This window comes from Bradyrhizobium sp., from assembly GCF_052389815.1.
Classification (GTDB): domain Bacteria; phylum Pseudomonadota; class Alphaproteobacteria; order Rhizobiales; family Xanthobacteraceae; genus Bradyrhizobium.
Genome location: NZ_JBQTHN010000072.1, coordinates 77649 through 95166, shown reverse-complemented (window position 1 = coordinate 95166; position 17518 = coordinate 77649). Strand labels below are relative to the sequence as shown.

The 17518-nt window shown below is 64.4% G+C and carries 22 protein-coding genes; 9 read left to right on the top strand and 13 right to left on the bottom strand.

The features are described 5' to 3' along the window. From ACT4OC_RS13000 to ACT4OC_RS12960, 9 genes are all read right to left on the bottom strand, one after another. Positions 1-1208, bottom strand: a 1208-nt coding sequence (locus ACT4OC_RS13000) for an ABC transporter substrate-binding protein (protein ID WP_444839397.1), incomplete at its 3' end; no start/stop codon positions are given. 125 nt (positions 1209-1333) lie between these two features. Further along, the gene (locus ACT4OC_RS12995) at positions 1334-2461 is read right to left on the bottom strand and encodes a branched-chain amino acid ABC transporter permease (RefSeq protein WP_444839396.1); all 1128 of its coding nucleotides are present in this window, start codon (positions 2459-2461) and stop codon (positions 1334-1336) included. Positions 2462-2472: 11 nt separating this feature from the next. Further along, positions 2473-3402, bottom strand: coding sequence for a branched-chain amino acid ABC transporter permease (locus tag ACT4OC_RS12990; RefSeq protein WP_444839395.1), 930 nt, complete (start codon positions 3400-3402; stop codon positions 2473-2475). 26 nt (positions 3403-3428) lie between these two features. Next, positions 3429-4214: an ABC transporter ATP-binding protein gene (locus ACT4OC_RS12985; protein ID WP_444839394.1), complete on the bottom strand. Its 786-nt coding sequence runs from the start codon at positions 4212-4214 to the stop codon at positions 3429-3431. Continuing rightward, positions 4211-6178, bottom strand: a complete 1968-nt coding sequence (locus ACT4OC_RS12980) for an AMP-binding protein (protein WP_444839393.1) — start codon at positions 6176-6178, stop codon at positions 4211-4213. The genes ACT4OC_RS12985 and ACT4OC_RS12980 overlap by 4 nt, the downstream gene beginning before the upstream one ends. A 348-nt stretch (positions 6179-6526) precedes the next feature. Further along, the gene (locus ACT4OC_RS12975; protein WP_444839392.1) at positions 6527-7354 is read right to left on the bottom strand and encodes a tetratricopeptide repeat protein; all 828 of its coding nucleotides are present in this window, start codon (positions 7352-7354) and stop codon (positions 6527-6529) included. Positions 7355-7386: 32 nt separating this feature from the next. After that, on the bottom strand, positions 7387-8070 hold the full coding sequence (locus ACT4OC_RS12970; RefSeq protein ID WP_444839391.1) for a substrate-binding domain-containing protein: 684 nt from the start codon (positions 8068-8070) through the stop codon (positions 7387-7389). Between the two features lie 5 nt (positions 8071-8075). After that, complete coding sequence (locus tag ACT4OC_RS12965) at positions 8076-8780, bottom strand: GrlR family regulatory protein (protein ID WP_444839390.1); 705 nt, start codon at positions 8778-8780, stop codon at positions 8076-8078. Positions 8781-8930: 150 nt separating this feature from the next. Further along, positions 8931-9968 (bottom strand): glutamine synthetase beta-grasp domain-containing protein, encoded by a 1038-nt coding sequence (locus ACT4OC_RS12960; protein ID WP_444839389.1) that lies wholly within the window; start codon positions 9966-9968, stop codon positions 8931-8933. A 537-nt stretch (positions 9969-10505) separates the two neighbouring features. On the opposite strand from ACT4OC_RS12960, the gene ACT4OC_RS12955 reads away from it, so the two are divergent. After that, entirely contained in the window at positions 10506-10706 is a 201-nt protein-coding gene (locus tag ACT4OC_RS12955; RefSeq protein ID WP_444839388.1) for a DUF2735 domain-containing protein, read from the top strand. Positions 10707-10798: 92 nt separating this feature from the next. On the opposite strand, the gene ACT4OC_RS12950 is transcribed toward ACT4OC_RS12955, so the two are convergent. Continuing rightward, positions 10799-11113, bottom strand: coding sequence for an MliC family protein (locus ACT4OC_RS12950; RefSeq protein WP_444839387.1), 315 nt, complete (start codon positions 11111-11113; stop codon positions 10799-10801). A 92-nt stretch (positions 11114-11205) separates the two neighbouring features. On the opposite strand from ACT4OC_RS12950, the gene ACT4OC_RS12945 reads away from it, so the two are divergent. After that, a complete protein-coding gene (locus tag ACT4OC_RS12945; RefSeq protein ID WP_444839386.1) occupies positions 11206-11952 on the top strand; it encodes a tyrosine-protein phosphatase in 747 nt (248 codons plus the stop codon). 15 nt (positions 11953-11967) lie between these two features. On the opposite strand, the gene ACT4OC_RS12940 is transcribed toward ACT4OC_RS12945, so the two are convergent. Continuing rightward, on the bottom strand, positions 11968-12168 hold the full coding sequence (locus ACT4OC_RS12940; protein ID WP_291609881.1) for a hypothetical protein: 201 nt from the start codon (positions 12166-12168) through the stop codon (positions 11968-11970). 154 nt (positions 12169-12322) lie between these two features. Between ACT4OC_RS12940 and fabG the strand changes: the two genes are divergently transcribed. The 6 genes from fabG (at position 12323) to ACT4OC_RS12910 (ending at position 15165) form a co-directional block, all read left to right on the top strand. Then, on the top strand, positions 12323-13006 hold the full coding sequence (fabG, locus tag ACT4OC_RS12935) for a 3-oxoacyl-ACP reductase FabG (protein ID WP_444839385.1): 684 nt from the start codon (positions 12323-12325) through the stop codon (positions 13004-13006). 128 nt (positions 13007-13134) lie between these two features. Then, positions 13135-13335: a hypothetical protein gene (locus ACT4OC_RS12930; RefSeq protein ID WP_444839384.1), complete on the top strand. Its 201-nt coding sequence runs from the start codon at positions 13135-13137 to the stop codon at positions 13333-13335. Then, positions 13332-13586, top strand: coding sequence for a ParE family toxin-like protein (locus tag ACT4OC_RS12925; protein ID WP_444839383.1), 255 nt, complete (start codon positions 13332-13334; stop codon positions 13584-13586). The genes ACT4OC_RS12930 and ACT4OC_RS12925 overlap by 4 nt, the downstream gene beginning before the upstream one ends. Positions 13587-13696: 110 nt before the next feature. Continuing rightward, positions 13697-14383, top strand: coding sequence for a DUF2161 domain-containing phosphodiesterase (locus ACT4OC_RS12920; RefSeq protein ID WP_444839382.1), 687 nt, complete (start codon positions 13697-13699; stop codon positions 14381-14383). A gap of 13 nt (positions 14384-14396) precedes the next feature. Beyond that, positions 14397-14696, top strand: coding sequence for a putative quinol monooxygenase (locus ACT4OC_RS12915; protein WP_444839381.1), 300 nt, complete (start codon positions 14397-14399; stop codon positions 14694-14696). A 178-nt stretch (positions 14697-14874) separates the two neighbouring features. After that, positions 14875-15165, top strand: a complete 291-nt coding sequence (locus tag ACT4OC_RS12910) for a hypothetical protein (protein WP_444839380.1) — start codon at positions 14875-14877, stop codon at positions 15163-15165. 180 nt (positions 15166-15345) lie between these two features. Here ACT4OC_RS12910 and ACT4OC_RS12905 read toward each other — a convergent pair whose 3' ends face one another. Further along, a complete protein-coding gene (locus tag ACT4OC_RS12905) occupies positions 15346-15975 on the bottom strand; it encodes a GNAT family N-acetyltransferase (RefSeq protein WP_444839379.1) in 630 nt (209 codons plus the stop codon). A gap of 159 nt (positions 15976-16134) precedes the next feature. Beyond that, positions 16135-16533: a PaaI family thioesterase gene (locus tag ACT4OC_RS12900; RefSeq protein WP_444839378.1), complete on the bottom strand. Its 399-nt coding sequence runs from the start codon at positions 16531-16533 to the stop codon at positions 16135-16137. A 122-nt stretch (positions 16534-16655) separates the two neighbouring features. Between ACT4OC_RS12900 and ACT4OC_RS12895 the strand changes: the two genes are divergently transcribed. Then, positions 16656-17444, top strand: coding sequence for a cobalamin-binding protein (locus ACT4OC_RS12895; protein WP_444839377.1), 789 nt, complete (start codon positions 16656-16658; stop codon positions 17442-17444). Positions 17445-17518 lie beyond the last annotated feature (74 nt).

The window sequence follows — 17518 nt, the reverse complement described above, 5'->3', positions numbered from 1 at the left end:
GAGATTACCTTCCAGCCCTTGCCGTCCCACTGCATGACACGTCCGTCACGGGCGCCTTCGTGATCGGCGCAGGAGATCTTGACGGGCTTCATCATGCCTTCGAAGCCGAGCTCCTTCAGGCGGGCCGCGCTCAGGTCGAGATTTTCGAGGCCCCAGCGGACCTCCTCGCCCTTGAGCGGCTTCTTGCCGAACTTCTCCTGCGCCTTGCGGATCGCCTCGACGCCGAGCATGGCGTTGACGAGGCCGCGGTTGTAAAGAACCTCGCCGACCTTGGCCGGCTCAGCCAGGCCCTTGCCCTTGGCATAGACATGCTTCTCGACGTCGGCATGCACCGGGTACTTGCCGGCGCCGTGCTGCAGCATCAGTGCCTTGTAGCCTGCGGCCTGGTCGCCGGCGGGGGTCACGTCAGGCTCGGCACCCGACCACCACACACCGATCATCTTGTCGCGCGGATAGGCGACGGCCGCGGCTTCCTTCACCGCCGTGCCGTTCATGACGCCCCAGCCCCACAGCAGCACGTAGTCGGGCCGGTTCTGGCGGATCGCCAGCCATTGCGACTTCTGCTCGACACCCGGATGGGTGACCGGAATCGGCGTGAACTCGAAGCCGTGCTTCTTCGCCAGCACTTCGAGCGTCGGGATCGGCTCCTTGCCATAGGGGCTGTCGTGGTAGACGAGGCTGATCTTCTTGCCTTTCAGCTTGTCGGCTCCACCGATCTCCTTGGCGATGTGCTGGACGGCGATGTCGGCCGCCGACCAGTAGGTGCCGAGCAGCGGGAAGTTGTAGGCGAACACCGCGCCGTTCTTGGAATCCGCGCGGCCATAGCCCATCGTGATGATCGGAATCTTGTCGGCCGAGGTCTTTTCGGTGAGCGCGAAGGTGATGCCTGTCGACAGCGGGTTGACGAACGCCGCGCCGGTCGGGCCCTTGCCCTTCAGGCGTTCGTAGCATTCCACGCCCTTGTCGGTGGCGTAACCGGTCTCGCACTCCTCGACCAGCAGCTTGACGCCATTGATGCCGCCGTCACGCTCGTTGATCATGTTGTAGTAGTCGTGCATGCCGTTGGCGAACGGCACGCCGTTCACGGCATAGGCGCCTGTCCGGTAGGACAGCATCGGGATGAACTGCTCGTTCTGCGCCGAAGCGGGCGTCACAGACGCCACTCCGGAAACGACGGCAGCCGCAAACAAAAGTCTCCTGTTCAACATCGCGACTTCCTCCTCATTCGGCCCGGCTTTGCCGCCGCGGCATTTCATTGTGCGGACTTGAACGACTGATCTTAGGCCAAAAGCCGCCGCTCCGCTTTGCGACCTTCGGCCCTGGTCCCTCTGGCTCAATACGGGAACGGCCAGAGCCTGAGTTTCTCCTTGGCAAGCGAAATCAGCCGCGCGAACCCGTGCGGCTCCTTGATCAGGAGATAGCAGATCAGCGAACCGAAAATGATGAACTCGAGGTGGGTGATCGTCTCGGTCGACAGCGGCACGCCGAGTTCGCTCGGCACCAGATTCAACATGATCGGCAGGACCAGGATGAACGCCGCGCCGATGAACGGCCCGAGGATCGAACCGAGCCCGCCGATGATGACCATGAACAGCAGCTGAAGCGAACGGTTGATGTCGAACGCCAGGGGCTCCCACGAACCGAGGTACACGAAGGCCCACAACGCACCGGAGACACCGATGATGAAGGACGAGACGGCGAACGCGGTCAGCTTGGCGTAGAGCGGCCGGATACCCATCAGCTCGGCGGCGATATCCATGTCGCGGATGGCCATCCACTGCCGGCCGATGTTGCCGCGCACGAGGTTCTTCGCCATCAGCGCAAACACCGTCACGAAGATGAGGCACAGGAGGTACCGCTCGATCGGCGTATCGACCACCCAGCCGAGGAAATTCAGCTCCGGCGCATTCACCGAGCCTGATGGCGCGTAGTTCGTGAACCACGGCACGCGCAGGAACACCCAGTCGAAGAAGAACTGCGCAGCCAGCGTCGCCACCGCAAGATAAAGGCCCTTGATGCGCAGGCTCGGAACGCCGAACAGGATGCCGACGACGGCCGACACCAGACCGCCCAGCAGGATCGACGGCAGCACCGGCAGCGCCGGGATCGAAATGTCGAAGCCGAGCCACGCGAGCGGAACGTGCACGCCGGTGCCGAGCTTGTAGGCGGAGTAGGCGCCGATCGCCATGAAGGCGCCGCTGCCGAGCGAAATCTGTCCGCAGTAGCCGACCAGGATGTTCACGCCGATCGCCGCCAGCGCGAGGATCAGGAACGGCAGCAGGATCGCGCGCAGCAGGTAGTCCTGGCCGAACGGCCAGATGTGAAAGGAGCTGAGCAGCGGCACGCCGATGAAGGCAAAGGCCAGTAGCACGCCGAGCGTCACCCGGTCCTGGCGGATCGGGAAGATCGCCATGTCGTCGGAATAGGTCGTCTTGAACTGGCCTGCCTCGCGGTAGAACACCTGACGTCCTCTCAGATTCTCTCGATGATGCGTTCGCCGAACAACCCTTGCGGCCGCACCAGCAACACGGCGAGCGCCAGCACGTAGGCGAACCAATACTCGATGCCGCCGCCGATGTGCGGCCCAAGGAAGCCTTCGGCGAGCTTCTCGCCGGCGCCGACGATGAGGCCGCCGACGATCGCGCCCGGGATCGAGGTGAAGCCGCCGATGATCAGCACCGGCAGCGCCTTCAGCGCCAGGAACGTGATCGAGAACTGCACGCCGAGCTTGGTGCCCCAGACGGTTGCCGCCACCAGCGCGACGAGACCCGCAACCAGCCACACCACGAACCAGATCCAGGAGATCGGAATGCCGACCGACTGCGCGGCGGCATGATCGTCGGCGACCGCACGCAGCGCCCGGCCGGTCTTGGTGCGCTGGAAGAACACGGCGAGACCCGCGACGAGGATGCCTGCGATGAGCCCGCCCCAGACGTCGAGCTTGTTGACCAGGATGCCGCCCGGAAACGCGTTCTCGAACAGGAACCAGGCGTCGGTCGGAAACAGCCGCAGCGGATAGACGTCCGAGCCGAAAATCATCTGCGACGCGCCTTCGAGCACGAAGGTCGCGCCGATCGTCGACATGAACAGGGTCAGGCCATCCTGATTGACGAGCGGCCCGAGCACGAACCGCTCCACCAGCCAGGCCGTCACCGCCATGATGACGCCTGCGAACACAAGCCCGAGGATAATCGCGGTCCAGAACGGGAATCCCTTCGCGACCAGAAGGTCGAGCGAGCGCACCAGGGCAAGGCCGGCCAGCAGCACCATCGCGCCCTGCGCGAAATTGAACACGCCGGACGCCTTGAAGATCAGCACGAAGCCGAGCGCGACCAGCGAATAAAGCACGCCCGACAGCAGGCCGCCGATCAGGATTTCGAGGAATTGTCCGAACAGAACCAAGCAACTCTCCTCAATTCACCGCGTCGTCAGTGCGCTACGCCGAGATAGGCGTCGATCACCGCCTGATCCCTCTTTACCTGGTCCGGCGTGCCGTCGGCGATCTTTACGCCGTGATCCAGCACCACGACCCGGTTCGACAGGTCCATCACCACCCCCATGTCGTGCTCGATCAGCGCGATGGTCGTGCCGTAGTGATCGTTCACCTCGATGATGAAGCGCGACATGTCCTCCTTCTCTTCGAGGTTCATGCCGGCCATCGGTTCGTCCAGCAGCAACAGGTCCGGCTCCATGGCGAGCGCGCGGCCGAGCTCGACTCGCTTCTGCAATCCGTACGGAAGGCGCGCCACCGGCACCTTGCGGATGGCCTGAATTTCGAGAAAGTCGATGATCTCTTCGACGCGGTGGCGATGCTCGATCTCCTCGCGCTGCGCCGGGCCAACCCGCAACGCCTGCCAGAACAGGCCGTAGCGCATCTTCAGCGTCCGCCCGGCCATGATGTTGTCGAGCGCGCTCATGCCCCTGAACAGGGCGACGTTCTGGAACGTGCGGGCGATGCCGCCGCGCGAGGCCTCGAACGGGCGCATGCGCGCGCGAGTCTGGCCCTTGAAGGTGATCGAACCCTGGTTCGGATGATAGAAGCCATTGATGACGTTCAGCATCGACGTCTTGCCGGCGCCATTCGGGCCGATGATCGCGCGGATTTCGCCCTTGCGCACGTCGAACGAGACATTGGTCAGCGCCTTGACGCCGCCAAAGACGAGCGAAACGCCCTCGACCCTGAGCAGCACGTCCTGCACGTCGGGCGACCTCATGCCGCCTTCTCCAGGCCCGATGCGACCTGCGTCGGTAGATCGTAAATCCTCAGCCGGGCCGACATCCGGCCCTTGCGCCCGTCCTCGAAGGTGACTTCGGTGGAGATATCCGCCTCCTTCGAGCCGTTGTAGAATGCCGTCAGCAACGCGGCGTAGCGGTCGGCGACGAAGCCGCGGCGCACCTTCAGCGTGCGCGTCAGCTCGCCATCGTCGGCATCGAGCTCCTTGTGCAGGATCATGAAGCGCCGCACCTGCGCACCGGCCATCACCTTTTCCTGAACGAGCGACGCGTTCATTTCGGCGATGTTCCTTGCGACCATCTCGTAGACCTGCGGATGGCTCGCCAGCTCCTGATACGAGCCGTAGGCGACGTTGTTGCGCTCTGCCCAGTTGCTCACGGCAGTGGGGTCGATGTTGATCATCGCGGTGACGAAGTCGCGCCCGTCGCCGAATGTGACCGCTTCCTTGATGTTGGGATAGAACTTCAGCCGGTTCTCCAGATATTTCGGGGCGAACATCGTGCCGTCCTTCAGCCGTCCGACGTCCTTGGCGCGATCGATGATCTTCAGGTGCCCGGTCTTCTCATCGAAGAAGCCGGCGTCGCCGGTCTTCACATAGCCGTCCGGCGTCAGCGTCTCGGCGGTCTTTGCCTGATCCTTGAAATATTGCACGAACATGCCCGGCGACTTGAACAGCACCTCGCCGTTCTCCGCGATGCGGATGTCCACGTGGGGCGCCGGCGGGCCGACGGTATCGGCAAAGATCTCGCCGTCCGGCTGGCAGGTCACGTAGAGAAACGCCTCGGTCTGTCCGTAAAGCTGCTTCAGGTTCAGCCCGATGGAGCGGAAGAACACGAACAGATCGGGACCGATCGCCTCGCCCGCGGTGTAGGCGACGCGCACCCGCGTCAGGCCGAGGACGTTCTTCAGCGGCTCGTAGACCAGCAGTCTGCCGATCGCATAAAGCAGTCGTCCCGACAGCGGTACCGGCTTGCCGGTGAGGATCGCCTCGCCATGCCTGCGCGCGACCTCGAGGAAGTAGTGGAACATGCCGCGCTTGATCGCCGCGGCATCCTCCATGCGGATCATCAGCCGGGTCAGCATCGTTTCGAACACGCGCGGCGGGGCGAAGTAGAAGGTCGGCCCGATCTCGCGCAGATCCTGCTCGACGGTCTGGGGGCCTTCGGGACAGGCCATGCAGAAGCCCGCCACGATCCCCTGCGCGTAGTTCAGATAGTGGTCGCCCACCCAGGCGAGCGGCAGATAGGCCAGCGCCACGTCGTTCTCGGTCAGCTTGTCGAATTTCGCGGTGTCGGTCGCGGCCTCGATGCATCTTTCGGCGGACAGCATGACGCCTTTCGACGCGCCGGTCGTTCCCGATGTGTAGAGGATGATCGACGTGTCGGCCCCCTCGCCGGCATCGATCAGCGCATCGAGCCTTGCGGCAAGCGAATCGTCGCCGGCCAGTGCCGCGCGGCCGTCGGCAATCACGTCGTCGATCTTCACCAGGCGCGCATGGTCGTAGTCGCGCATGCCGCGGTGCTCGTCGTAGACGATCTTCTGCAGGTGCGGCACGCGCTCTTGCACGGAGAGCACCTTGTCGACCTGTTCCTGGTCTTGCGCGGCGACAAACTTCACGTCGGCATGGCCGAGCACATAGGACAATTCATCGGCTACGGCGTCCGAATAAACCGGGACTGGAATCGCGCGGACCATCTGGGCGGCCATCACGGTCCAGTACAGTTTCGGACGATTGGAGCCGACGATGGCGATGGTGTCGCCCCGCTCGAGGCCAAGCCGTTGCAGGCCGACCGCATAGGCGCGCACGATCTCCAGCACCTGTGCCCAGGTCCATGTCTGCCAGATGCCGAGATCCTTGTGCCGGATGGCGGCATGACTTCCGAACTGCGACGCATTGCGCCGCAGCAGCCTGGGGAACGTATTCAACGGTCCGCCCGCGGACATGCGCCTTCCTCTCCATCAACACGCGGGCGCGTTCGATCGCGCCGCCTTGCCCGACACCGCCTCGGAACCGTCGAGGCGCGCGGATTTCGCATATCATCCATACTTGGCGAGGGATGCAAGGGCAACAAGGCCCATTGCCACGCCACCGGCCGTTGTCGCGGCCAAAGCAGGAGCTGCAATCCGGCAACGACGACGAGATATAATTCGGGTGGGGCATGAATCATTGCCGAAGCGGCGCCGTTGCCGCTACTCGCCGCCGCGTATCCGCCGTGGCGGCAGCGCTCGAAAAGCACCTACCGACAGGCTGCCAACGACGTTTCCTACTACTACAAATAGCGGCGAAAGATTTCAGAAGCAGAGCGTCGTCACCACGCCGCCGCGCTTGTCCTTGATGACATAGGGACAGCGCAGCTTCTCCAGCGCCTTCCTGGCGTCTTCGTCGCCGAGCGCGGCGGCGCGCTCGTAATAGGCCTTTGCGGCGGAGGCATCCTTCGACCCGCCGCGGCCCTCGGCGGCGAAGGCGCCCATGCGCTCCAGCGCGGCGGGGTGATTCTGCGCAGCCGCCTTCTCGAACATCGCGCGCGCGCCGACGTCGTCCCTGGCGCCGCCCGAGCCTTCCGACAGCATCATGCCGAGCTGGTATTGCGCTTGCGCATTGGTCTGCGCGGCCCGGCCGAGCAATTCGCGGGAGCGCGCGGGATCGGCCGGCGCACCGCCGCCGCCAAGCGCGGCGAGATTGGAGACGCCACGGGGATTGCCGGCTTCCGCCGCACGCTCGAACAGCTTGCGCGCCTGCTCTTCGTCCTTGGCGACGCCGGTGCCGGTGCCATAGGCGACGCCGAGCTCGACCATCGCCGAGGACGATCCCTTGTCGGCAGCCTTGCGCCAGGCGGCCGTCGCCTCATTGATCTGTCCCTTGGCGGCGTAGGCGCGGCCGAGCTGGTACATCGCGCGCCGCTGCGACCTGGCGGCGACGGCGCAATATTTGATGGCGGTCGCGATGTCGGCGGCGGCCACCTCCGCCACGCCCTTCACGTCGGCCGGCTTGTCGGGATCGGAGGGATCGGCCGCGAGGCGATCGCACAGCACGAGATCGGCCGACTGCGCATGCGCGGGCGCCGGCACGACCGCCGCCAGCGCGGCGCAAAACAATATCCGACGAAGAGCCCGCTTCATGCAACGCAGGTTGCGTCGTGGCACCGGCAAATTCAAGGCTCAAGCCCCGCTTCGCGCAGCACGGCAGCGGCCTCGCCCGAGCGCAGGAATTTCAGGAACTGCTCCGCCGGCACCACATTGTCCGTTGCCATCATGCACCCGGCCGAGAAGACGGCCGGCACCTGCAGCTCGCGCGGGATCGGGCCCACGATCTCGACGCCGGCCACCTGCTTCAATTCGCTGATCTGCTGTACGGCGAGATCGGCCTCTCCGGTCAAGAGCCGCTCGGCAGTCAGGCCTTGCGGGATGACGACGGCATGCGCGTTCACGACATGAGCGATGCCGAGCCGCACGATCAGCTCCGCGAACAGGATGCCGCTGGCGCCGATGCGCGAATAGGCGACCGCGCGCGCCTGCATCAAGGCCGTGCGCAGCGCAGCTTCGCTCGAAATATCCGGATGCGTGCGGCCCGCCTTCACGGCGATGCCGACCCAGGACCTGGCGAGATCGACGTAGCTTGCCGCCGCCACGCGGTGCTCGGCCAGCATTTCGCTCAATCCCTCGCGGGTGAGGATGACGACGTCGGCGGCCTCGCCGCGGCGCAGGCGAACGAGCAACGCAAGCGTCGGCGCGAAATCCGCCTCGACCTGCGCACCGTCGGCGGCCTGGAATCGCGCTGCGAGCTCGGCGAAAGCGCCCTTCACCGCCAGCGTCGCGAGCACGCGGATCGCGGCCATCGCGTCTACGCCCGCCGCATCAGTTTCAGCGCCGCGGTGAGGCGCAGGCTGCGCTTGCCGGCGAGCGCGGTCGCCTCGACCAGCGCGCCCGCCTCGTCGCAAGTGCCGGAAAATCCGATGCCGACCTCATGGCCGCCGAACACCGGATTTTCGCCCAGCGCAGGCGTGTGCTCCTGGTTGAGGATCTGTCCCTTCCAGCGGCCGTTCTGCGAGGTGTAAGTGCCGAGATAGTAGAACGAGGCATCGCCGCCGAGTATGCGGCCGTTGCTGAGCAGCATCACGCCGGTCAGCCCGCCCTCGACGCCGTCGAGCATGCGCAGGTGGATGGAGTAGAGCCCGTTGACGATGCCGCCCTCGCCGACCCCGCCGGCGACCGGCAGCGCCTCCTCCGTGACCGGCGTCATCACCGACTGGAACACGGCGCCCGGCACTTCCTTCAGCGCGCCCTTGAAACGGTAGCGCTCGCCGTCCGCCAGCCCCTTGGCGATCAGCGTCGCTTCGTCGGTGCCGGCCATGGCCCGGTAGTTCGGATCGGGGTTGTGTCGGACGGTCTTGACCTCGATGTCGATCTCCTCGCCCCTCTCCTCATAGGAGCCGATATGGGCGAAGGCCGAATTGCCGCCGAGCAGCTTGCCGTCATGCGCATACATCACGCTGCGGCCGACCGCATCGTTGAGCTGAAACCTGACGGCATAAAATCCCGCAAACACCTGCCGTGTCCCCGGCAATTGAGCGCAACCGTACATAGCGCGGTTGGCCCGAAAGAGGAAACGGCTTGCGCCGCCGCAAAAAGCAATGATCCGCCAGGGCGGTCGCCCTGGCGGATCATGTTGCAGCCGGAAAGCCCCCGCGCGGAGAGCTTACGCCGCCGCCGACTTGGCAGCGGTCGGGACTTCGGAAATGGTCTTCAGGATCTGCGAGGCGATCTGGTAGGGGTCGCCTTGCGAGTTCGGACGGCGGTCTTCGAGGTAACCCTTGTAGCCGTTGTTCATGAAGGAGTGCGGCACGCGGATCGAAGCACCGCGGTCGGCCAGGCCATAGCTGAACTTGTTCCAGGGCGCGGTCTCGTGCTTGCCGGTCAGGCGCTTGTCGTTGTCCGGACCGTAGACGGCGATGTGATCCATCAGGTTCTTCTCGAACGCCGCCATCAGCTTCTCGAAGTATTCCTTGCCGCCGACCTCGCGCATGTACTTGGTCGAGAAGTTGGCGTGCATGCCCGAGCCGTTCCAGTCGGTGTCACCGAGCGGCTTGCAGTGGAATTCGATGTCGATGCCGTACTTCTCGGTCAGGCGCAGCATCAAATAGCGGGCCATCCACATCTGGTCGGCGGCGGTGCGGGAGCCCTTGCCGAAGATCTGGAATTCCCACTGGCCCTTGGCGACTTCGGCATTGATGCCCTCATGGTTGATGCCGGCATGCAGGCAGAGGTCGAGATGCTCTTCCACCAGCTTGCGGGCGACGTCGCCGACGTTCGAGTAGCCGACGCCGGTGTAGTACGGGCCCTGCGGAGCCGGATAACCTGCTGTCGGGAAGCCGAGCGGACGGCCGTCCTTGTAGAAGAAGTACTCCTGCTCGAAGCCGAACCAGGCGTCGGAATCGTCGAGGATGGTGGCGCGCTTGTTCGAGGGATGCGCCGTCTTGCCGTCGGGCATCATGACTTCGCACATCACGAGGACGCCGTTGGTGCGCGCGCCGTCGGGATAGATCGCAACGGGCTTCAGCACGCAATCGGAGCTGTGGCCTTCGGCCTGCATCGTCGAGGAGCCGTCGAAGCCCCACAGCGGGAGCTGGTCGAGCGTCGGGAACGAAGCAAATTCCTTGATCTGCGTCTTGCCGCGCAGGTTCGGTGTCGGCGTATATCCGTCAAGCCAGATATACTCGAGCTTGTACTTGGTCATTGAGCCTTCCTGTTGATGAAGCGATCTAGATGGGGACCGAAGCGTTGGCCCCCACTGGTGTACCCGGCCACCATCGGCCAGTCCGTTCAAAGCAATAAAAATGCCAGCCGCTGCACTGCGGCAGCGCTTGTCCACAGCCACGTCGACGCACCTTCCGAGATTTGCGCTGCGACATAGCGGCGCGGCGCATCTCAAATTTCGCGGCCGAAATCATGCCGATAGCGGCCGAAAGCCGCCGCTTTTGGCGGCATCCGCCTCTTCGACCGCCCTTCCCGCCCAATGGCGCGGCAGTCGCGGCGCAACCCATTTCGGTATGACGGCCCGGCCCGCAACCGCTGACATGCCTGGGGCGTTGGCAAGCCTTGATCTGCCTCACAGGAAGCAAGCAGACGACCGCACATGATTTAAGCAGCGAGTGACTTTTTCTTCAGCAGGTTGCGCCAGCGGAGGACCAGAACGATATCGGAATCGGTAACCACTCACGAACGAGTCGGGCGCACCATCATCCACCCAGCGTCTCACGAAAGGAGAGACCGAATGTTGAATCCAGATTCAAGTCAGAGTTCTGCGACGATCTACCAGTTTCCATCAGGAGGCCGCGCTGCCCTCGGCGGCCGCCGCTATGCCGATGCCAAGGCCGACCTCGCCAGCGCTCCGCGGGTCAACGAAGCCCTGTGCAGCGACAGCTGGTACCATCAGGCGGCGATCGAAGAATCCAAGCCCGGACGCGACCATTGATGCCGACAGCACATTCCGTCAAACCGCGCGTGAAAATTCAGGCGCGATACGCAAGATAAAAAGGGTCGAAACAGCGAGGTTTCGGCCCTTTTTCACGTCAGCTCGCAGCTCGTGACCGGCCGTTTTCCAATCTTGAACGTGGTGCCCGATTTGGTGACCCTCAGCGTCACGCCGCCGCCGGAATAGCGCGATCCGCCCAGCGCCACCCGCTTCTGCAGCGTCACCGCCTTGCCGTCGACCTGCATGTGGGCGCGCTTGTCGTAACCGAAAAATCCGACGATGAACTCGGTGCCGTCGGCACAGCGATAATTTTTCCACGTCGTGCCCTGCGCCGATGCCGCCGGTGCGCCGAACATGATGGCGAGCGCAAGCAGCGCGCCGGGAATGGTCGTCCAGCCGGAATTCATATTTCCCCCTGCGTGCAGCGAGTATAGACCAGATCGGAGCACTCGGTACAATTGCCCGACGCGTCATTCGGCCATCCATCAAGTTCCATTCGATGCAAGAAGCCCCTGCCCGCCATCTCAACCTTGCCGGCGCCAGCAACTTCCGCGATCTCGGCGGCTATGCCGGCCAGCACGGCCGCATGGTGCGCTGGCGAAAGCTGTTCCGCTCCAACCATCTCGGGCATCTGACATCAGCCGACGTCGCCGTGCTGCGCCAGCTCGGCGTAAGGAGCGCTTTCGATTTCCGCGGCAAGGATGAGCGCGTCGAGGCGCTCTGCGGCCTCGACGGCATCGAGACGCATTCGCTGCCGGTCGAGCCGACCGTGGTCGCGGCCTTGCGTGCGATCCATGCCTCGGGGCGGATGTCGACGGCCGACGATGCGCTGGAGGTGATGCAGGAATCCTATCGCGGCTATGTCGCGCACAACACGCCGCGCTTCCGCGCACTGTTTTCGCACCTGCTGCAAGACCGCGCACCGCTGGTGATCCACTGCACCGCCGGCAAGGACCGCACCGGCTTTGCCTGCGCGCTGATCCTGCACACGCTCGGCGTCTCCGACGACGTCATCGCGCAAGACTATTTGTTGACCAACCAGTTCTATCGCCGCGATCCCACAGTCAGCAGCGATCTGCCCGTCGAAGTGCGGCAGGTCCTCGGCACGGTCCAGGCCTCGTTCCTGGCCGCGGCCTTCCAGACCATCGATGCCGGCTATGGCAGCCTCGACAATTATCTGCGCGATGGCCTCGGCATAGGCCCGGCCGAACGCGCGGTTTTGCGGGAACTTTATCTGGAGACCTGAGGGCTCCGCCCTGGATCAGGCGGCGGCTTCCAGCTCGGCATCGAGGTCGGCAATGACCTCCTCGAACGCCTGTATGGCCTGCTGAATCGCGGCGATCTGCATCAGCTCCCAGCCGCTGACGGGACCATTGCGGTTCTGCAGTGCGACCACCAGGTCGCGGCGCTGCTCCTTGAGCTGAACCAGCGGCAGGCCGTGGTCGGGCAAGTTTCTCATCATGACGCTACCAGTCCCCTGACGTGATGGACCACGAGCTATACCGGTTCGATTCTGCCGTCGGCTTACAAAACTCCGGCAAATTTTATGGATCGCATGCCCGCAATCGGCGAGACTTGCGGCTGGCAAGCCTTCTCACACTCCGGCCGGGGACGTCATGCTGCAGGAAAAGACAATCGTGGTGACCGGCGCGTCCGGCGCGCTCGGCAAGGTCGTCGCCGAAATCGCACTGGCACGCGGTGCGCGCGTCGCTGCGGTCGACTATGCCGCTGCGCAGGCCGCCCCGACCTCGCAGCTTCTCGATCTCGGCGGCGTCGACCTCACCGACGCGGCGCAGGCGAAGCAGGCGATCGATACGGCGGCCTCGCATTTCGGCAGGCTCGACGCGCTGATCAACATCGCCGGCGGCTTCGCCTTCGAGACGGTCGAAGGCGGCGATCCCCGAACCTGGGCTCGCATGTACGCGCTGAACGTGACCACCGCGCTCAACGCCTCTCGCGCCGCGGTCCCGCACCTGCTGTCCTCGCCCGCCGCGCGCATCGTCAACATCGGCGCGTTCGGCGCGCTGCACGCAGCAAGCGGCATGGGCGCCTACGCCGCCTCCAAGTCCGGCGTTCATCGCCTCACCGAGGCGCTGGCCGCCGAGCACAAGGGCAGGATCGCCGTCAACGCCGTGCTGCCCTCGATCATCGACACGAACGCCAATCGGGAGAGCATGCCGAAGGCGGATTTTTCCAGATGGGTGAGCCCGCAGGAACTCGCTGAGGTGATCCTGTTCCTGGCGAGCGATGCGGCGAGCGCCGTGACGGGCGCGCTGATCCCGGTGACGGGTCGGGTCTAGTACCCGGAATCAGAGCTAAGTGACACGGTTAAGCGCTGGACGTACCAACGAATTCTGAATCACCTTTCGACGATAGAGGGTACTAGCTGCGTCTTTCCGGCAGCCGAGGCGAATGTTATATTGCGTGAATGACCACCGCTGAAGAAATTGAAAAGGCTGTCGAACGGTTGGACCCGCGCGAATTGGCGCGCTTTAGCGCCTGGTTCGAGGCGTTCGAAGCCAAACGTTTCGACGCGGCCATCGAGCGCGACGCTCAAGCTGGAAAGCTTGATGCACTCGCCGAAGAAGCGCTCGCCGACCATCGCGCCGGGCGCACGCGGGATCTGTGAAGCACACCGCTTCTAGGAAGTTTTGGGCGGCCTACGAGGCTTTGCCGACCGCGATCCGAACGGTGGCCGATGCAAACTTCGACCTTCTGAAGCGCGACCCCCGCCACCCATCTCTCCAATTCAAGAGGGTTGGAAAATACTGGTCGGTTCGCGTTGGGTTGCGGTACCGCGCATTAGCGGTCCAAACCGACGACGCCTACGTGTGGTTCTGGATCGGACCGCACGCTGACTATGATCGAATAATCGGGTAGGCGTCCCAGCTTTCCGGTACGACCGAAGGAGAGACGCCCCCGGGGCAACGGTTTCGGCAATTTTCCGCTAGAATCGCCTCCAGTGAGTCGCGCCGCCACCGGAGCTCGCCTTGGAAACTGCGCTTTACCTTCCCGTCAAACGCTTCCTGGAAAAGCTCGGCTTCACCGTCAAGGGCGAGGTCGGCGGTTGCGATCTGGTGGCGCTGAGCGGCGGCGACCCGCCTATCGTCGTGATCGGCGAGTTGAAGCAGTCGTTCAATCTCGAACTGATCCTGCAGGCGGTCGACCGCGCCGGCGCCGCCGACGAGGTGTGGCTCGCCGCAAGACTCTCGGCGCGCGGCAAGGGCCGCGAGAGCGATGCGCGCTATCGCAATCTCTGCCGCCGGCTCGGCTTCGGCATGCTGGCGGTGACAGCCGGCGGCGGCGTCGAGGTGATCGTCAAGCCGCCGACATCAGCCCCGCGCCGGAACCTGAAGAAGCGCTCGCGCCTCGTCGCCGAGCACACCAAGCGCATCGGCGATCCCGCTATCGGCGGTAGCACGCGCGCACCGATCATGACCGCCTATCGCCAGCAGGCGCTGGCCTGTGCCTCCGCGCTGTCCGAAGGACCGCAGCGCGTGCGGGACCTGCGCGTCCACGTTCCCGATGCCGGCAAGATCCTGCTGCACAATGTCTATGGATGGTTCGACCGCGCCGAGCGCGGCATCTACGGGCTCACCGACGCCGGACGCGCGGCGCTGAAGCGATGGCCGCAGCAGTCGGTTGACCTGCCGCAAGCTGCCGGCGCGGCGCGATGATATGGGGGAACAAATGATCGTGGTGACCGGCAGTGTGACAGCAAGACCCGAGACGCTCGACGAGGTGCGACGGCTCAGCCTCGAGCATGTGCATCGCTCGCGCACCGAGCCCGGCTGCATCTCGCATGCGGTGCATGTCGATTGCGAGGATCCGCTGAAGCTTGTTTTCTTCGAGCAATGGGCCGATCGCGCCGCTCTGCTCGCGCATTTCGCCGTCCCCGCCTCACGCGACTTCGTCCGCGCGCTGCACGCGCTCGCAGCCGGCCCCACGACGATCGATATCTACGATGCGACTAAAGTAGAAAAGCTCTAGGAGCGTTTTCGAGCGAAGTGGAGACCGGTTCGCGTGAAGAAAACGCGTCAAATCAAGAATCTGGAGCTTCGGCTCTGCGAGCCGAAGCTTCAGCGCATGGCAGCGTTGCCACGCCAAATTCATATTGCAATGCAACATATGGCTCCCTAGATATCGGCGATCGATTTGCGAGGCCCCGATGAGCGAAGACTGGCAAACCAAATACGGCCCCCGACGCGTGCGGCGCGATCCGCCAACGTTGGAGGAAGCCATTTTTGCCGCTGCCGGCATCACCGAGGACCAGGAAGCACAGGCGGAGATTGCGGCCTCCCTCATGGGCATGGACTACGAGCCGGTCCTGGCCGAGGTGAAGAAGACCACCCGCATTGCCGCGCGCACCGGCACCACGCGGGTCTTTGCCGGCGAACAGGGCGCGCAGCGCGCCATCGTCGTCGAGCGCCGCGTCATCCGCAAGCGCGTCGTGACTTAAGCTTTCATTCGAAGCTTCAACGAAAGGGGCCATCCGCCAGATCGGCGAATGGCCCTTTTTTCATGGCCGGGCTTGTCCCGGCCATCCACGTCTTTCTTGCTTGATCTGGACAAGGGCGTGGATGCCCGGCACGAGGCTGCACGAGGCCGGGCATGACCAATTTCAGAGCGCGTCCTCGCATCAGGCCGCGCGTTCGCGGCCCCAGCCATACATGCGGAACAGGATGCGCCAGTAGGCGCGGTTGAAATTCGCGATCGCCTGCGCCGCCTCGATCGGCGTCACCACCAGCGATGGCGCAAGCTCCAGCTGGCTCGGCCGGCTCAGGTCGATCACTCCTGTGGATTCGCCGTGGCTGAAGCTCAAATGCGCGCCGAACTTGTTGGCGAGCGCGCGCATCGCGTCGTTGCCGGCGCCGGTGGTGATGCGCAGGCTCTTGTAGCCCTTGGCGCGCGCCACCGAGATCAGCTTGCGGAACAGCACCGTGCCGACGCCCTGCCGGCGCACCTTGCTCTCGACGCTGAATGCGATCTCGGGAATGCCGTCGCCCGACTGCTCCGGCGGATGCAGTTCGGCCGCGCCGCGCACTGCGCCGTCCTCGAGATAAGCGATCACCACCGTGCCGTCATTGGCGCATTTTTCGGCGTAGCGCTTGATGAAGCTGTCGTCCATGAAGCCGTGGAAGCGGTCATGGCGGCTGGTTCGGTCCAGCCGCAGGAGATGGTCGCGCAGAAGGGGTAGTTCTTCGTGCTGGCTCAGGGTTCGAACGGTCCCGCTGGGACGCGTCAAATCGGCCAACGTCTGGTGTCTCATAGTTCAAACTCCTCGTGGTGGCCCTCGAGGAGGCGTTCGAATCCCTAGGACCCCAATATTGTGCGGCGCATCATTTGATTCAAGTGCCTGTAATGCCTTAATTTTCGGCAAAAATGGATTAATGATTCATTCATATTTGTGACACACAGGGAACCCGCATCACAGCACCATCTGGGTCTGCGTCACGACCGCCACCAGCTTGCCGTCCTCGGTCTCCAGCCGGGTCTGCCAGACCTGGGTACGCCTGCCCCGGTGCACCGGGGTGGCCGTCGCAATCACGGTTGCGCCTTCCTTCGCCCCGCCGATGAAATTGGTCTTGCTTTCGATGGTCGTGGTGCCCTTGGCGTCCGCAGGCAGGTTGATCACGGTCGCCGCGGCGCCAACCGAATCCGCCAGCGCCATGATGGCGCCGCCATGGATGGTGTGCTGCAGCGTGCAGAGGTCGGGCCGCACCAGCATTCTGGCGACGACGCGGTCCTTGTCGGCTTCGACGAACTTGACGCCCTTCAGCTCGGCAAAGGGCATCTTCATCGAATTGAGCTTCTCCAGCAGCGACATCGTTCCTCCCGTCTTCTTGTTCGATCGACCGTAGCCGCAGGATGGACGGCGCGGGTAAATCAGGCAATGACGTCGGAGGTAATGGCCGCCGTGACGGGGCGGCGATACTTCCGGGTCCATCGATGCGCCAGTTCCCTCCCCGCCGGATCGTTTGCCTCACCGAAGAGACGGTGGAGACGCTGTACCTGCTCGGCGAAGAGGACCGCATCGTCGGCGTGTCCGGCTACGCCGTGCGCCCGCCGCAGGTGCGGCGCGAGAAGCCGCGCGTGTCGGCCTTCATCTCCGCGGACATCCCGAAGATCCTCGCCCTCGAGCCCGACCTCGTGCTCGCCTTCTCCGACCTGCAGGCAAACATCGTCGCCGATCTCGTCCGCGCCGGCATCGCTATCCACGTCTTCAACCAGCGCGACGTCGCCGGCATTCTGGCGATGATCCGCACGCTGGGCGCAATGGTCGGCGCGGCCGAGCGCGCCGAGCAGCTTGCGCGCGGCTTCGAGCAGCGACTCGCCGACATCGCCGCGACGCCGCGCCCCGGGCCGAAGCCAAAGGTCTATTTCGAGGAATGGGACGATCCCCTGATCTCCGGCATCGGCTGGGTCTCCGAAATGATCGAGATCGCCGGCGGCGAGGACGCACTGCCGAAGCTGCGCCTGCAGCAGGCCGCCAGGGACCGCATCATCTTGCCAGATGTGGTGCGCGAAGCCGCGCCCGACGTGATCCTCGCCTCCTGGTGCGGCAAGAAGGTCGCGCCCGACCGCATCCGCCGACGCCCCGGCTGGAGCGACATCCCGGCGGTCGCCAACAACCGCATCGTCGAGATCAAGTCGGCGCTGATCCTGCAGCCGGGACCGGCCGCGCTGACGGACGGGCTCGATGCGATCGTGAAGGCGTTGTGGCCGGCGACCTCCTAGCTGCGCGCAACGTTTTCCGGCATTGCCCTCTTGACCAACTGTTCACGATTTGTTCTTATGCTGCGCTCCCTGCG

Excerpts from the sequence above, each read along its gene's own strand:
- ACT4OC_RS12985 (WP_444839394.1), bottom strand. The coding sequence starts at position 4,214 with ATGAGGTCGCCCGACGTGCAGGACGTGCTGCTCAGGGTCGAGGGCGTT.
- ACT4OC_RS12980 (WP_444839393.1), bottom strand. The coding sequence starts at position 6,178 with ATGTCCGCGGGCGGACCGTTGAATACGTTCCCCAGGCTGCTGCGGCGC.
- ACT4OC_RS12975 (WP_444839392.1), bottom strand. The coding sequence starts at position 7,354 with ATGAAGCGGGCTCTTCGTCGGATATTGTTTTGCGCCGCGCTGGCGGCG.
- ACT4OC_RS12970 (WP_444839391.1), bottom strand. The coding sequence starts at position 8,070 with ATGGCCGCGATCCGCGTGCTCGCGACGCTGGCGGTGAAGGGCGCTTTC.
- ACT4OC_RS12960 (WP_444839389.1), bottom strand. The coding sequence starts at position 9,968 with ATGACCAAGTACAAGCTCGAGTATATCTGGCTTGACGGATATACGCCG.
- ACT4OC_RS12955 (WP_444839388.1), top strand. The coding sequence starts at position 10,506 with ATGTTGAATCCAGATTCAAGTCAGAGTTCTGCGACGATCTACCAGTTT.
- ACT4OC_RS12950 (WP_444839387.1), bottom strand. The coding sequence starts at position 11,113 with ATGAATTCCGGCTGGACGACCATTCCCGGCGCGCTGCTTGCGCTCGCC.
- ACT4OC_RS12945 (WP_444839386.1), top strand. The coding sequence starts at position 11,206 with ATGCAAGAAGCCCCTGCCCGCCATCTCAACCTTGCCGGCGCCAGCAAC.
- ACT4OC_RS12940 (WP_291609881.1), bottom strand. The coding sequence starts at position 12,168 with ATGATGAGAAACTTGCCCGACCACGGCCTGCCGCTGGTTCAGCTCAAG.
- fabG (WP_444839385.1), top strand. The coding sequence starts at position 12,323 with ATGCTGCAGGAAAAGACAATCGTGGTGACCGGCGCGTCCGGCGCGCTC.
- ACT4OC_RS12930 (WP_444839384.1), top strand. The coding sequence starts at position 13,135 with ATGACCACCGCTGAAGAAATTGAAAAGGCTGTCGAACGGTTGGACCCG.
- ACT4OC_RS12915 (WP_444839381.1), top strand. The coding sequence starts at position 14,397 with ATGATCGTGGTGACCGGCAGTGTGACAGCAAGACCCGAGACGCTCGAC.
- ACT4OC_RS12910 (WP_444839380.1), top strand. The coding sequence starts at position 14,875 with ATGAGCGAAGACTGGCAAACCAAATACGGCCCCCGACGCGTGCGGCGC.
- ACT4OC_RS12905 (WP_444839379.1), bottom strand. The coding sequence starts at position 15,975 with ATGAGACACCAGACGTTGGCCGATTTGACGCGTCCCAGCGGGACCGTT.
- ACT4OC_RS12900 (WP_444839378.1), bottom strand. The coding sequence starts at position 16,533 with ATGTCGCTGCTGGAGAAGCTCAATTCGATGAAGATGCCCTTTGCCGAG.
- ACT4OC_RS12895 (WP_444839377.1), top strand. The coding sequence starts at position 16,656 with ATGCGCCAGTTCCCTCCCCGCCGGATCGTTTGCCTCACCGAAGAGACG.